This is a genomic window from Candidatus Babeliales bacterium (assembly GCA_035455925.1).
In the GTDB taxonomy this organism is placed as follows: Bacteria; Babelota; Babeliae; order Babelales; family Vermiphilaceae; genus SOIL31.
This window is the reverse complement of the sequence record DATIEE010000028.1, coordinates 45,169-60,014: the sequence shown is the minus strand read 5'-3', so window position 1 is coordinate 60,014 and position 14,846 is coordinate 45,169. Positions and strand designations below refer to the sequence as shown.

Annotated in this window: 11 protein-coding genes and 1 pseudogene; 7 read left to right on the top strand and 5 right to left on the bottom strand. The window is 31.5% G+C overall.

The features are described from left to right. Positions 1-5: 5 nt before the first annotated feature. Positions 6-1,103 (bottom strand): ankyrin repeat domain-containing protein, encoded by a 1,098-nt coding sequence (locus VLB80_04040; GenBank protein HSC25355.1) that lies wholly within the window; start codon positions 1,101-1,103, stop codon positions 6-8. A 146-nt stretch (positions 1,104-1,249) separates the two neighbouring features. On the opposite strand from VLB80_04040, the gene pheT reads away from it, so the two are divergent. The 3 genes from pheT to VLB80_04025 are packed head-to-tail and all read left to right on the top strand — an operon-like array spanning position 1,250 to position 4,735. Continuing rightward, positions 1,250-3,610 (top strand): phenylalanine--tRNA ligase subunit beta, encoded by a 2,361-nt coding sequence (gene pheT, locus VLB80_04035; protein ID HSC25354.1) that lies wholly within the window; start codon positions 1,250-1,252, stop codon positions 3,608-3,610. After that, positions 3,552-4,073 (top strand): signal peptidase II, encoded by a 522-nt coding sequence (gene lspA / locus VLB80_04030; protein HSC25353.1) that lies wholly within the window; start codon positions 3,552-3,554, stop codon positions 4,071-4,073. Before pheT ends, lspA begins: the two co-directional genes overlap by 59 nt. Next, positions 4,070-4,735, top strand: a complete 666-nt coding sequence (locus VLB80_04025; protein ID HSC25352.1) for a phosphoribosyltransferase family protein — start codon at positions 4,070-4,072, stop codon at positions 4,733-4,735. The genes lspA and VLB80_04025 overlap by 4 nt, the downstream gene beginning before the upstream one ends. 44 nt (positions 4,736-4,779) lie before the next feature. On the opposite strand, the gene VLB80_04020 is transcribed toward VLB80_04025, so the two are convergent. Both VLB80_04020 and VLB80_04015 read right to left on the bottom strand, forming a co-directional pair. Beyond that, positions 4,780-5,703 carry a hypothetical protein gene (locus VLB80_04020; protein HSC25351.1) on the bottom strand — a complete coding sequence of 308 codons (924 nt, stop codon included), beginning with the start codon at positions 5,701-5,703 and terminating at the stop codon, positions 4,780-4,782. Between the two features lie 59 nt (positions 5,704-5,762). Then, a complete protein-coding gene (locus VLB80_04015; protein HSC25350.1) occupies positions 5,763-6,764 on the bottom strand; it encodes a hypothetical protein in 1,002 nt (333 codons plus the stop codon). A 243-nt stretch (positions 6,765-7,007) separates the two neighbouring features. Here VLB80_04015 and VLB80_04010 point away from each other — a divergent pair, with 243 nt between their 5' ends. From VLB80_04010 to VLB80_03995, 4 genes and pseudogenes are all read left to right on the top strand, one after another. Beyond that, entirely contained in the window at positions 7,008-8,060 is a 1,053-nt protein-coding gene (locus tag VLB80_04010) for a peptidylprolyl isomerase (GenBank protein HSC25349.1), read from the top strand. Between the two features lie 72 nt (positions 8,061-8,132). Then, positions 8,133-9,020 carry a peptidyl-prolyl cis-trans isomerase gene (locus VLB80_04005; protein ID HSC25348.1) on the top strand — a complete coding sequence of 296 codons (888 nt, stop codon included), beginning with the start codon at positions 8,133-8,135 and terminating at the stop codon, positions 9,018-9,020. Between the two features lie 312 nt (positions 9,021-9,332). Then, positions 9,333-10,352 carry a hypothetical protein gene (locus tag VLB80_04000; protein ID HSC25347.1) on the top strand — a complete coding sequence of 340 codons (1,020 nt, stop codon included), beginning with the start codon at positions 9,333-9,335 and terminating at the stop codon, positions 10,350-10,352. 570 nt (positions 10,353-10,922) lie between these two features. After that, positions 10,923-11,702: pseudogene (locus VLB80_03995) on the top strand (HAD-IA family hydrolase). A gap of 47 nt (positions 11,703-11,749) precedes the next feature. Here the strand turns inward: VLB80_03995 and VLB80_03990 are convergent. Both VLB80_03990 and VLB80_03985 read right to left on the bottom strand, forming a co-directional pair. Then, positions 11,750-12,445, bottom strand: coding sequence for a VTT domain-containing protein (locus tag VLB80_03990; GenBank protein ID HSC25346.1), 696 nt, complete (start codon positions 12,443-12,445; stop codon positions 11,750-11,752). Positions 12,446-12,544: 99 nt separating this feature from the next. Then, positions 12,545-14,803 (bottom strand): hypothetical protein, encoded by a 2,259-nt coding sequence (locus VLB80_03985; protein HSC25345.1) that lies wholly within the window; start codon positions 14,801-14,803, stop codon positions 12,545-12,547. Between the last annotated feature and the right edge of the window lie 43 nt (positions 14,804-14,846).

Genomic DNA, 14,846 nt, shown 5'->3' with positions numbered 1-14,846 from the left:
AAAAATTAAAAAAATTTATGTGAAAGCATCAGTAAAGAGGTGAAATAAATAATACAATATGCCGTCATTGTTTGTAACGGTTTCTTTAAATAATTTAAAATATCACAAATTTGTGTGTGTTTATTTAATCGTGCTAAATCATTAGCGTTGCAGCCATTTTTGTTTTGTAAAGTTGCATCTGCACCAAATTCTAATAGTAAGGTAACAAACTGCGCATCACCTTTTTGTGCAGCTATCATAAGCATTGTTTCTCCGCTTTCATTAACGCAATTAAGGTCGAAATTTTTATAATCTATTAATGTTCTTTCTAATTCAACATAACGATCCATTTCCTCTATTTTTCCAGAAAACCATAGAGAATCTGCTATTTTATCCCCATTGATGATAGAGAATAAATGCTGTTGAAGCTTTTTCGTATCGTCAAAATAATTGCTAGATGGTGAATTTATAAGAGAAATTATGTCTTTAAAGAGATTATCGTTATTTTTTTTTAATCGCCAATACGTTACATGTGTGCCATAGGATGATGATGTTTCCCAAGTATTATGCCTTATTATAAGTCGGCGTATTCCAATTTTCGATATAACTTCTGTTGTATCATTGGCGATCACACCAAAATGCTTTATATGAATATCCATAGTTTGTGAGGTCGTTTTGTCGTAGTTCATATACATGACCAAATCTCCAGGAGCAGGATCTTTAACTTGGTTGAAAAAATTAAAAGGAATATCAACTTTACTAAGCCAGTGGTCAGAGCAAATCAGTTGTTTATCTATCAGTTCAAGCTGTTGAAGCGATAGTTGTTGAGCTAAAATTGTACGGATTGCATAATCATAACAAATTCTTGATCGGGATCCTGGAGGGTATCTATATTCTATCGATGTTGATGGAAATATTATCATTAGTTCTCTAATAAAATCGTCGTCTTTGTCACATCCATCAATATGTTGTCTTTTTTTATCAAGAGCACTATTTTTTGGTTGCTTAATTGGCTTATAGTAACGACATGGCTTTTTAGGTGTATCCATACAGATTGTATGAAACATTTGAGCGCAGAATAAAACAAAAAGAAGTAATTTAATTTTAATTTGTTTGTTTAACATAATATTTCCATTTTTTTTATCATATTTCATCTACAATAAGATTAGCTCAAAATTATTTTTTGCGCATGGTCTATTGAAAGATTTACTCTTTGAGTTATCCTTAAAGAAACAAGCTATTGTTACTATTTATAAAAGAGTATTACATAATGAAAATATCATTAAATTGGATTTTTGATCATATTCAAGGAAAATTATCAGACATTAATATTTCGCAGTTGGTTGATATTTTTATTAAAACAACTGCAGAAATTGAATCGTGGAAAGAAGTTATTCTCAATGTTAACGTTTTAACCTTAGCGCGGGTGGTAAGCGCTACAGAAAACGCAATTATTGTACGATCTATAGAGCATAATAGAGAATATAGTATGTCATTGCGCGATGATATTGTGATTAATTCCTGGTATATGATTTTTGATGATGGTGGCATGCCAAAATGGGCAACATCTGTAATTTTTGGTGGAATTAAGGAAATGTTGTTACCGGCATTTGATATTACAGAAAGTTTGTGTTCAGGGGGATGGAAGTCAACGATAGAGTTGCATGATTATATTATTGAAATTGATAATAAATCGATAAATAATCGTCCTGATTTATGGGGGCATCGTGGTTTAGCTCGTGAAATTGCGGCGATGTTGAACTTGCCATTAAAGCCTATTGAAGAATTTATCGTGCAAAAAGATATTATGACGTATCCATCTGTAGCACCTAGCAGTATAAATAATAGATTTTCTTTTGAGATCAAGTCTACAGAGACATGTGAACGTTTTGCTGCTTTGCATATATCATCTATTAGTTCACCGTCGTCTCAATTGAATATTGTTGCACGATTAAGCCGTATTGACAGTAGAGCTATTAATTTTTTAGTTGATGCAACAAATTATGTAATGCTTGATCTTGGGCAACCAATGCATGCTTTTGATGCAGATAAGTTGCCGTCAAAAAAAATTATTATTACGCATGCGAACGCTTCTGAAAAGTTATCATTACTTGATGGTGACAATATTGAATTAACGTCTCATGATATTATTATCGCCGATGGTGATATGCCTATTTCTTTGGCAGGTGTTATGGGAGGATCAACCACAAGTATTACTGCGCAGACAAAGTCGGTACTTATTGAATCAGCACATTTTGATCCAACAATAATTAGGCGTACATCAGCGCGTCATAAGAAACGAACTGAAGCCTCAATACGATTTGAAAAAAGTCTTGATCCGTATCAAAATATTGATGCCTTGATGAGGTTTTTGTTTTTAATGAATGCCGCAGGTGTTACGTATCAACTAGATGAACATATTATATCATTGGGTAAAAGCATACAATCTTCCGTCATTACTATAAAGCATACATTTATTGAGCAATATCTTGGTATTCTTATTCAGCCTGAACGTATTGTGAGGATTTTGGAAAAAATTTCTTTTGGTATTGAGCAATCAGTTGAGGATAGCAAAATCATATATATTATTACGGTTCCATCCTTTAGAGCTACAAAAGATATTAAAATACCGGAAGATATTGTAGAAGAAGTTGGTCGTTTTATTGGGTATGATACATTGCCACGAGTTATGCCTTCCTTGCAATTACACTCATCTGATTTACATACAACTAAAATAACGCGTACAATCAAGCATTCGCTCAGTTATGGGTTGATGATGCATGAATTATATGGATATTCTTTTTTTGATGAATCTGTGTTGCGTAAATGTGCGTGGCAACCGTCAAACTATATACCAATTAAAAATCCTATTTCTGAAAACTATACACGACTTGTTACCACCTTGCAGCCTCATTTGATTGCTGCTGTTGGTGAAAATAGTATTCATCATACCGCATTACGTTTTTATGAATGGGGTCGTGTCTGGTATATGAAAGATGACAATATTGTTGAGCAAAAATCAGTGAGTGGTATTTTCTTTAATCAAAATCTCACCGCAGGATCAAAAGAGCAAGATATCGATTTTTATGCTGGTAAATCATTGCTCATGCGTATGTTTGATGAGTTACATATGGATATTATGTGGAAACAGCATAATGAAATTGGCTATCCATGGTATTCATCTCATCAAATGTCCATGCTTATGCATAATGAAATATCTATTGGTATCGCTGGTATGATAGATGAATCAGCGTTACATCGATTTTCTTCTACCGGGGGATCAGCATTTATTTTTGAAATTAATGCTGATTATCTTCTTGCATATAAGCGACCAATTGTACGCTTTGAACCATTATCAAAATATCCATCAGTACGCCGTGATGTGAGTATGTTAATTCCATTGCATATGACTACCGATAGGGTGATAGATATAATTAAATCTATTGATAATCGCATTGCAACAGTGACTCTTATCGATTTCTTTACGAAAAATGAATGGAAACAAGAAAAAGCGATGACATTTCATGTTGAAATGTGTGATAAGAATAAAACGCTTATCTCGCATGAGGTAGATGAACTTTGGAATGGCATTATTGATCAATTGCAGCAACATGGAGCGATTATTAGATAGTATGTTCAATACCATGAAAAACTACATTTTGGTGGCCATTTTTATTTTTATTGTTGATCGCGTTCTAAAGATAGCAGCTCTGGCGTGGTGCACAGATTTTGTTTATGTGATAAACTCATATGTCACTTTTGATGTTGTCATTAATCGTGGTGTTTCTTGGGGGCTGTTACATTCAACAAATGATTTTATTTTTTTTATGGTTTCATGTGCCATTGTAATAATTACTGGTGCGCTATGTTGGTATGCATATAATCAATATCGACAAGGTATTTCTATTCTAGGAGAGATTTGTATTATTGCCGGTTCTGTCGCTAATTTGACGGATCGTCTATTTTATTCTGGTGTTGTTGATTTTATTGTACTTTCATATAAAAATTGGTTCTGGCCGGTTTTTAATATAGCAGATGTAGCAATTGTTATTGGTACTAGTATAGTAATGTTTCAGCAGATAAAACGGCCATGATTTATTCTTTGTTATTAGCTCTAAAAGATAATTTACAGGCATTTTTGTTGCCTTCTATTTGTGCATATTGCAAAGTATTTATGCTTAAAAGAACTATTTTTTGTACATTGTGCATGAGTAAAATTATTCCGATTGTTTCTCAAAAAATTGATGTAACTGCGAGTTTTTCTATGACGGTATTTGCTATTTCAGATTATAAAGACCCTCTGAAAAAGTTGATTTTAGCAAAAGGGTGGTCTGATAGCTTAGCAAGCTATTACATGGGGCAATTGTTATGGAAGTTTATACCATTACAACAGTTTGATTATGATGTTATTGTACCGATTCCATTACATTGGACTCGTTACGCCTGGCGTGGTTTTAATCAAGCACATGAGATTGCACGTGTTATACAAAGGAAAAAGAATGTACCAGTTGAACATTTACTTAAACGAGTGAAAAAGACCGAATTTCAATCAACACTTGCGTCAAACATGCGGGTGGAAAATCTTAAAGAAGCGTTTGCATTGAGCACAGTAAATAAACAAGATTTTGTGGGTAAACATATTTTATTAATCGATGATCTGATGACAACAGGATCAACATTGCGTGCAGCAGCAAAAGAGTTGTTAGTATTAAAACCAAGAAAAATTACTGTAGTAGTTGTATGTAGAGTAGTATAAGAAAAAGGCCAGAAATATTCTGGCCCTCGTGTTAGATAACTTTATTAACCAACAATGGTATAAACTAATGGTTCAATTTCTTGAGTGGAATTAACAATTGCCTGAAGCATTTGAAGAAGTTGCTCAATTTTTAACTTTGTTTGTTGCATTTTATAAGCAGCATTTATTTTTTTTAAAAGGAATTCGTTGTTGTAGGTATTTTTTTCATTATCAGGTTTTTTGTTGTCATTATCGGAGCAATAACCGTCCTTGTTTATATCATTTTTTTCGTTTACAGGCAGTTTAAACGTTGTGTTAAGAGAATGAATATTCATAAGGCCTGTTTTTAAATTTCTAATTTTTGCGCACTCTTCTTCAATAATATTTTCTTTTTCTTTTTCATGTGTTCTAAAATTATTGTCTATTGTAGTAACCTGTTCAACAATAGTTTTTTGTAATGCAGCAAGAAGAATGTTTTGTTGTTTTATAAATTCTTTATCTTTGCTTTCTATTGTTTCTCGTAAGAATCGTTGTTTTTTGTTATTTTCTCTCGCTAGGGAAGCGTGTACTTTGCAGGCTGGGATATCATTAATTTTTAATAGTAGAGGATAGTTTTCTATGCATAAGTGTAATATCTTCATAATCTGGTTATTATTTCTATCAATATTTAAGTTTTTATCAGTATCATTTTTATCAAAAGCTAAATTGATATTAGCTAATTTTGCAAGAGCTGAGTTTAATTGGTTATAATAGTCCTCATTGTTTAAATTAAATGTTTTGTTTTCTAAATCTGCTAAAATATTTATTTCCTCACCATATATCAAGTCTTGTCCTTTTCTCCAAAGACTCATGCCCTCTTCTGTTGGCATTGGGGTGAAAATTGTGGATAGTTGAAGTAAAGTTGATTGTTTTGTAACCATACTCAGTATAGATGATGGAATGATTAGTGATAGTAAAAATAAGCAGTGAAGTAAATTGTTTTTATTCATAGAAAATGTCCTTAAATGAAGGGGGCCAGATATGTTTGGGCCCCTGCTTTTTATATGACTTATTGGTTAGTTAGTTGTTTGATATCATTGTTATTGGGTGATAATTCCATTATTGTTGGCATAGTAAAGCTTTGTTGTAACAAAGTTGTAAGGTTGTTTTTTATTTGTTCATTTTTCTCAAATATTTGCTGCTCTGGCAAGTTTGTCGGTTGTGTCGGTTGTGTCGGTTGAGATAATTTTTGTATATTAGTTCTAATTGAAGAATTTAGTATGCCAAATGTATTCATTTGTGCTATTAATGTTTTCATGCGTTCTTCTTCTTCTGTTAATAATGTATTTAATGATGTATTGTGATTGTCGGCGAGTTTTTTAGTATCTTCTTTGTAGGCAGTTATCGCATTCGTTAATGTCTTTGCAAATAAGTCTGTGCGCACATTACGTTGGAGGGTATAAGACTCATTTTTATCGTGCATTGTGGAATCATGTAAAAATAATTTTTTTTCATATTCTGATTTGAGACATGCGAATGATGTTTGTGCTAGTTTATCAGAAATTCTAATTTTTTTTGTTTGATCGTTTTGTTGGCATAATGCTGCTATCAGTAAAAGAGAGTCTGTATCTTTTCTTTCAGTTGCTTGTTGTATTGCGCTAAGCAATAGGCTAAGGTGTGTTGCATTATCAGTGTCAAAAGTACCTTGTTTGAGATAAGATATTATATTTTTTATTGTACATCCCAAGGAGAATTTAACTGTGTCCACCCATCCTAAACCTTCTTTTGTGGGTTTGGGCAATGAAACTGATTGACAGAAATCGGATGAAAATAGATCATTATTTATAGTTGTAGTTTCTTCTGCTTTAGTCGTTGAAAAATCAACTGTTTGTAACTCATTAGGAGTTGTTTTTAATCCAAAAATAAATTCAATATCTATTGCTAAATCGCTATTTTCAAAATCTAAAGTTATATTATTGTTATCTGATTGTTCTTGCTGCATGCTGATTACATATGAATTAGTTAATAATAATAAAAGTAGTGAACAGTTACATACTATATTTTTTTTCATGAAGGTCCTTTTTTATCGAATATGACGATAATAATTATATGTGATCATCAGTTGGTAAATATTTAGTTATATAACTCCTTTTTTTAATTGGTACATTTTTGTTGGTATTCTAACGCGTGTTGAAAAGAAATCAAAGAGTTTTTTTATTTTTTTTCAATTAATATACCATTGTAAATTGTCCATTCTGTGGTAGGATATGAAATTATTATTATTGTATAAGGTCTTATTATATAAAGGGTAGATATGAATAAAAAAATTCATCAAAGTATGCTCGTTAGTGGTGTTCTTGTAAGTCTTTCTTTTTTGCCAGGATGTGCACTGACCGATATGTTTAAAGGAAGAAACACGCAGTCTACGACAGAAAGTAGTAGTCCGATGGCAGATTCTGGATTACCAATGACTGGTGAAGTTTTAGTGACGATGAAAGGAATACCTGCAATTACTGTGGATAGCTTAGCAATAGAAAGAGAAAAATTATTGAAAGCAAATCCGCAGATTAAACAAGCTTTGGCAGTCATGGATCCAAAAGCATTTGATCGTAATTTATTAGAAGGGTTAATTGGTGCTAAAGTAATTGATGAATATGTTTCGTCGCATAAAATTAATCAAACAGCAGCATATCAAGCTGAATTGAAAGATATGTGTAAATCGATGGAGCAGATGTTAAATCAAAAATATTTTAGTGAACAGAAATCAGTTGTTGTATCCGATTCGGAAGTAAAGTCATTTTATGATGCCAATAAAGATAAAATGCGCGGCATTATGATATCACAAGGTGGTGTTGCTGCAACAGGAATTGAATTTACTGATAGGGCATCAGCCGCTGCATTTGTTGCTAAGGCGAAAGCTACTCCTGGAGGATTTAAAAAAGCAGCTCAAGATGAAAACCTTACTGCAAAAATTAAAGATTTTAAATTAGTAAATAGCCAAAGCATTGGTATTGATGAAATGTTACGTGACAAAATTGTTGCAATTAAATCAGTACCAAGTATAGATTTATTTGAGGTTGATGGTACATTTTGGGTAGTGCATGCTACTACAAAAGAAGAACCAAAATACCTTCCTTATGAACAAATTAAAGACAGACTGAAGCAAGAGCTGGAACAAAATAAACGTGTTGAGCTTTTTGAAAAAGAGATTGCAACATTGAGAAATGAGTATGCAGTTGAAGTTAATGAAAATTATTTTAAGAATGCAGAAATGCCACAACAAGAACTACCACAAGGCGCTGTTCAATCGGGTGGAATGGCTAATGTAACAGATAAAAAAGATGCAACGACAAAACAGCTTGCATAAAATGGAATAACAATAACGAAATAGTGGGGAGCATAAGCTCCCCTTTTTATTATAATGAAGGTAAAAATCAGTATGAATATAGGTATGGTAGTACGTTTATCGGTAGTAATAGCAATAGTAACAATGGCAATGCATGCAGAAAATACTAATAATAGTACAGCATCAGATTTTGTTTTATTGGATCAGATTGAAGTTGTTGTATATGGCCAAGAGGATGTAGAAATAATTACTAAATCTGATCTTGATCGGCCAAGCCTTGGTGGTGGTTTTCGCACAAAGGATGAAATTATCTTTGAACGAGAAGTTCTTCTTGACGCAAAAAAGCATCATCTTCCTCAAGATGAAGAAGCGATAGATGCTTATCTTATACAGATTCAACGTGAGCATAATTTATCAGAAAAAGAGCTCGAAGAAATATTTACCTCTTCAGGATATACTATTGAAGAAGGTCGTCAGCAGCTTCAGATGTTACAGACAATAAATACGATGTTAGATGTAAAAATTCGTTCAAATTTAATTGTTCCCCGTAAAGATGTTGAAGAATATTATAATAATAATCCGGTAATGATAGAAGCGACATATACATTACAGCGCGCATTTGTACCTCAATCTAAAAAAATGTCTCCAGAAAAACAGTATGCTGTTTTAGAAAAATATGCACAAACAGAAAAAGGGGTTTCGGGTATTATATGGGGTGATGCATTTACTATATCTCACGCAGATATTGCAGAAAATAAACATTTTATTTATACCATGGAACTAGGTCAAATTTCATTACCTCAAGCTATAAATGATGGATTTGAATTATTTAAATTGATAGATAAAGTTTCCGAACAAGTAAGAAGTTTAGAAGACTCATATCGTGAAATTGTTGATATTTTGCGTCGACCAAAATATGAAGAGTTGATGGAAAATTATCGTAATCTTCTTCTTAAAAATGCATCGATCGTCTATTTATAAATCGTCAAAACGTATAAACATAAAGATGAAAATGGGTAAATTATCGAATATAAACATACAAAGATATTTTTATTTTTGTATGTTTATATTCTTGTAGTACTTTTTAATAGGTCGCCTGGTTGGCAATTTAAGGCTTGGTATACTATAAGATCCTTATAAGAAATCAAATTTTTGCTTATGTATGTAATCTTGAATATAGCGATTAAAAACTCAATTTGTCATAAATAATTATATATGATATAATTAATATGAAAATTATTTTTCAGAAGCTATATGGTGAAAAAAGTTTTAAAGAAAGTTAAAAATATAAATATGAATAAATATATTAAAAAACAAACATTTTTTATTGTAATAATGACAATTGCTATTTCTGTACCGCTATGTGGTACGGTAGATATATTTAAAGAAAAATTATATAAATTTATTGAAAATCCACTCACTTACAATGCTGGCGTATATATGATTGATAAAACAGCAAAATTGATATCAAATATCATTATTCGACTTGCTCCTTGTATTGTATACAAAAACGAAACTAATGCATATAAACAAAATCGTTTTCAATGGTATAGTAAAATAATTGATCATCGACTTTCTCAAATTGAAGAAAATTTAAAGTATGATGAAATCAATACGATTAATGCAATCTATAAAGAGTTTAATGTTACAAGCAAAGATCAGCAAACAATTAACTCAATTTTAGGCCAATATAAAGAAATGCAAAAGCAATATTTATTTCTACCTCATAAAAAGGAAGGCACTATGCTGAAATTCACCTCACCAGAAATTTTATCTTTTTGTAAACAAATTAATATTAATCCCACTGCATTTGAATTAAGAATATCTAATGATTCTAATTCTCCTTTTGTTGCTACAGCAACAGGATTAGGGGTAAATTACCAATTTAATAACAATACGTTAATCATAAATGACATTGTTCATTGTCCAGTCATAACGCTTTATCCTAAATTTTATGAATTATTGTATGAGGATCAAGTTGCTGTAATTGGACATGAGCTAACACATCTTATTTTACAGCATCAGACAATTGCAAATATTTTGCTCATGGAGATAAAATATTTTACCGAAATAAAAGCAGAAGAAGTTATGATTAGTAAAATCTGGAAAAATTTAGAAATTATCTATGAGCAACAAGCAGAGATTCTACATAAGGATGCTGAATGGGCTTTAAAAATGAGAAATAAGCGCAATAAGTTCTATTATGCTGATCATCTTTTTCTTAAACATTATGCGCAATTAACTGAAATTGACGAGTTACATACGTTAAAGAGAACGTTAAAAAAATATGAAAATTCCATTATGCAAAGTTAACCTAACGTATAAAAAAAATTATTTTTCGCTGGCAGGTTTACGTTGCATAGCGCATTATTTATTTAATTGAGCAGAAAACCCTGGCTTTTTAAAACCGGGGATGAATGCGAGTCATTATAAGCGAAAGACTGAGACGATAAGTCGAAGTCTATAGCATAAATTTAAAATCTTCATAAATTCCTTAGCTAAAAGTGCCGGCCTAAAGGCCGGTCGAAATTTACTTGTAATTATTTCATCAGAGGTATTATGGGTATTATTGCTTTGCAGTACATTGAACTTTAAGCAATTCACGCTTTTTTCTTAAATCTAAGCTTTTGCTTTTTTTTTCTTTCTCTCTCTTATTTTATTATTATATTCGAGCGTTTTTTTTATGCCTATAAATTTAGCGATTGGTATACATTCTAAAACATCACGCTAGCTGCAACTTGGTCAAGGATACGATGCAAACTATCTCTTTCCGTTTTTTTGATTTTTATTTTCAATTATATATTTGTTAACATTTTGATTTTTCTGGTAATTGTTGATATACTAAGAATAGTATATAGATTTTTCAGACTATAGGAATCTGTTATGCAAATTTTCCAATACTACTATCAGATTTTTGTTGTGTTAGCATTATTTAGTTCATTCATAGTGCCCAAAAATATTATATTTGATTTTGGCGGCGTTCTTATTACTACGAATAAAAGAGTATCTTTTCAGCACATAGGTATTTTTAATGTTGCTACCTATTGCTTTCATCATAGAATTAACCCGCTCCATCTTGATAGTTGCCTCAGGGATAAGCTATTTACAACACTTGATGCGATTGCTCAGGAACATAATTTATGTACAGCAGATTTTTATGAGGTTGCATATGATGAAAAAGGAAATATGCTCCCCTTTCTCATGTGTGCGTGGCTACAAGGAAGAATCTCGGGATCAAAAATAATAGTATATGCCAAAGATAGTATTATTGATCATCCTGAATGGTTCGCTTGCTTAGCAGAACAACGCATTATTCAAAACATGATTACTATGATTTTTACACCACATTATCTTGTTAATTCTCGAACAATATCCGTCGCTGGTATTGCTTTTATTAAAAAATGTAAACATGAAGGACACAAAATCTATGGTCTTTCTAACTGGGATCCAGAATCATATTTATTACTCAAAGCAAAACATCCAGAGTTATTTGATCTTTTTGATGGGGTTATTATTTCTGGACATGCACATGCCAATAAGCCGCACAAGCTAATATATCAAACTCTTTTAGAACAGTACCATTTAGATCCAGAGCAATGTTGGTTTATCGATGATCAAGAGGAAAATATAGTAGCAGCGCAAAAATTAGGTATTAACGCTGTCACTTATAAATCATGCTTTAAAAAGCTTACCAAAGAGATACAGTCAGCTTATTCTAAATCAGTAACACGACGGGAAAATCGTAAAACGATTGGAATCAGTGCTACTAAAACTAATACTACCAATAACGCTATAATCGATGGTGAAAATATATCGCCAACAGATTCCACTAACGCTAACTGCCTACCAGCAAAAGCATAGATAAAAAGAATTGGCAACGATCCAACAAATGTTGTCCATATAAAGGTAAATGTTGAAACATGTGCTAATGCTGCCAGAATATTGATAATAAAATAAGGAATTAATCCAATTAACTGCATTGTTAATAAATAGCTTGCTGCACCATGCACTGCTATTTTTTCATTAAAACGGTCTAATTTCTGTGCATATTTACCGCGAATTACATTGCCAAGAACATAACGAATTAATAAAAAAGAGATAGTTGTTCCAATTGTTGCGCTAATACTAACATAAATGCCCGCCGGTATAAATCCGAATAAAAAACCACCAACCATTGTTAATGGTGGCACTCCTGGCATTCCCAAAGAAATGACTGCTACGCATACAAGTATAAATAGCGCTACCGCTTGCATATAATTCTTCTTAACCGCTTCTTCCAAATAAACTCTATTATTTTGTAAGGATGCTAAAGTAAAATATGCATATAATTCCATGTACCAAGCAATTACTAATATAATTAGTACAATAAGACTTATACCCAACGCTTTTTTCGTACCGCTATTCATGCCGACAACCCCCACAATAATATATTTATGTATAGTAATACATAGTATACCATATAATATACAACTGTTTGGTATGACTAATTTCCAGTTTGATTGTTCTTATTGGTAGTTAATCGATTCCACTTGAGTTAAAAAATTATTTGGATTATCAGTTGTTAATAGTTGATTAAGTTCATTTACAAGGTCACCAGCATGATTTTTTTTGCTTGTCTTCTTTTTCTTATTTATAACAGCAAGCTGTGATTGCGACGGTCCTTGTTGCAATTGTGGTTGTCCAAAGTTATTTATCGTATTGTTAAGATTATTGAATCCTGCTTTAACATCCGTACTGATATTGGTAATATCTTGACCAAGCTTTTCAGCAGCTTTATTGAAATCGGCAGCAAGTAAGTTAACTTGCGTTTTATTATTACCAACCGCTTTTAAGAGATCATCTATTTTTTGGTCCTGCTGACTTTTGTTATCCGCAATTTGTTGATGTAAAATTTCAAGTTGTTCTTTAATACTAACGAATTTTTGTTGCGTTACTACTTGACCTTCTATCACTTTTTTCTCAATATCTTCCACCTTTTCTCTTAATTCAGTATGCTCTTGAAGAACTTTTTTTATTAATGATTCACTTACTTCTTGATTTGCAACTAATTTATTAAAAATCACTTTATGTGAATCTGCACTTTCTTTATACGATTTTTGCAAATTTTTCAGTATCTCTGAATTATAAATATTAGACTCTTGTGACTGTTCTATCTTTTTACTTAAACTTATTAATTGTTGATTATTAGCTTCTTCTACTATTTTCATAGATTGCAATAGGGTGGTATTGTCTGATTCTTTCTCAAACACCTTATTAATAAGCTCATTAATTTTTTTATTTTCATCATTTTGATTAGTCATCGCACAACTTAGCTGGTTTTGGTATTTTTTTAACTGTTCCCTTATTTGTTCAGTAGATTCTTCAAATTTATCAACAAGATTAGTTACTGTATTATTTAATTCACCTTTTGCTGCAATCAATTGCTCTTGACTATTTTTTAATTGCCCCAATAACTCTTCTACTTTTTGATCTTGTGCCGCATCTGTTTTATCTCTTTTATCAATTTTTTCCGACAAAGCAATAAGTTGTTTACTAGCTTTCTCTAATTTATCATTCAATCCTGTAATTTTATTGCTTACAGTGTCTACTTTACCATCGATATCTTTAACTAATACATTTGTTTTATCTATTTTTTCATTTATATTATCCACCTTTACGGTAACATCAGTATTTAATTGTTTTATTTCATCAGTTGTAGATTGTATCAACGTAGACAATTCTTGAACTTTAATATTCAACTCCGAAAATTCTTTTTGATTTTCTGTTTGATGCTTTAATGATGTTTCTTGCAAAAGCTTCAGCAATTCTGTATTTTTTTCTACAGCTTGAGTATTAGCATGTAACTTAGTGCCCTGAGTAATTTGCGCTTTCTGTACTGTTTCAATCGAATTTACAAACAGTTCCTTCACTTCAGTTAATTGTTGTTTTAGTTCATTATGATGGGTCTTTGTTTTTTCATCTAATTGTTGAATTTGATTTTCTAAGCTATCAATTTTCTTAGAAATAGTAACTATTCCGTCAGATAAATTTTTATCTAATGCATTTACTTGATCAGATACTTCTTTAATCTCTTTTTTAATATTTTCTTCTGATGCTTTTATTTGATTCATCGTTTCTTTTTTATTTTTTTCAGCTTGATCTATAACTTCATTAAACCCTTGCTGAAACCATCCAGTTGTTAAAATACCACCACCCAGCATTAATCCAATTTTAGGATAACCAACAAGCCACGTTGTTGGTATAACAAACGCAGTACTTACCAGATATTGTTTGTTGGTGACGGTATTAGCTATTACTAATTTGTAAGCAAGCATATATAACATTTTTAATGTTCCGCTAACAGCTCGAATAGTTTCGGGAAATGGAAATGGAAGTTGATCGACACAATAATTTGTTTTTTTTGCAACTGTATCACTTATATCTGTATAATATTCATTCAATGTTGGTTTTAAATCTTCTAGATTTTTGCTTATTTTATCTTTTTGAGAGTAAGCAATAATTAGTGCAACAGCTGCTCCTAAAGTTCCAAATAATATTTTATGTTGCTGCGTTATTTTTACTGTATTTGCTATATTAATATAATTAAATATTTTCGATAGATCAGGTAACACTATTGGTTTAATTGATTTCACAGATCTCACAGATTTCATTGTGGTTGATAATGATGGCGTAGGTAAGGTAGTACTGCTTGCTATCATTATGCTACTATTTACAAATACACTTATCCAAATAAAAAATCGAATATATTTTGCTAAAGATGTCATAAAAAATTCCTCGTTGTTGTCATTTTATAATTTTCTATCTGCA